Origin of the sequence: Massilia psychrophila, from assembly GCF_002760665.1 — a bacterium.
GTDB lineage: Bacteria > Pseudomonadota > Gammaproteobacteria > Burkholderiales > Burkholderiaceae_D > JAFCUW01.
Map to the genome: position 1 here is coordinate 1 of NZ_PDOB01000090.1, position 771 is coordinate 771.

The 771-nt window shown below is 53.0% G+C and carries 1 protein-coding gene and 2 rRNA genes; all 3 read left to right on the forward strand.

Annotated elements, in window-relative coordinates:
* A 23S ribosomal RNA gene (locus tag CR103_RS21755) occupies positions 1-85 on the forward strand; the annotation flags it as partial.
* Between the two features lie 143 nt (positions 86-228).
* Positions 229-341: ribosomal RNA gene (gene rrf, locus CR103_RS21760) — 5S ribosomal RNA — on the forward strand.
* A gap of 67 nt (positions 342-408) precedes the next feature.
* Positions 409-705, forward strand: coding sequence for an IS66 family transposase (locus CR103_RS24280; RefSeq protein ID WP_370659484.1), 297 nt, complete (start codon positions 409-411; stop codon positions 703-705).
* Positions 706-771 lie beyond the last annotated feature (66 nt).

Sequence of the window (771 nt, forward strand, 5' to 3'; positions counted from 1 at the left end):
GAGACCAGGACGTTGATAGGCTGGGTGTGGAAGTGCAGTAATGCATTAAGCTAACCAGTACTAATTGCCCGTACGGCTTGTCCCTATAACCTTAGCAGGTATAGAGAATAAGAGAACGCGTTGTGCTCGTTGCAATGTACAATCACTACCTAAGTAAAACGAAACAATACTTCTTCCAGATTCAAGGTCATGCTGCCCAGTTGGGAGCACGTGCCTGTACAAGTTATGCCTGATGACCATAGTAAATCGGTACCACCCCTTCCCATCCCGAACAGGACCGTGAAACGATATTACGCCGATGATAGTGCTGCAACCAGTGTGAAAGTAGGTCATCGTCAGGCTAGTTATAAGAAGAAAACCCCCGCAGAGATGTGGGGGTTTTTTTTCGTCTGGATATTCGCATTGCCGGTGCCAGTCAATGTACGCCCGTTCGAAATCGAACAGCGCAAGCTTCAATTGGTCCAGCTCAAGCGGATGCAGTTCGGGCGCAAGTCCGAGAAGTCGACGATGGTGCGCCGAGTCGGCGCCTGCGGGGCGTTGATGCGACCGCTGGTCGACGCACTCAAGTGGTACGTGCTCATACCGGGCAAGGCGCATTCGAACGACACGCCGATGCCCGTCCTCTCACCGGGCAATGGCCAAACCGGTAGTTGTCAACAAAGATGTCGCGTCAATCAAGCAGCTTTCTCTAATACTTCTGGCTGATTCCGTTCTGGATTCAGCCAGACCTGGTCCTGCAGTTCCCAGTCCCGGGTCCGTCCCGCCCAGCGC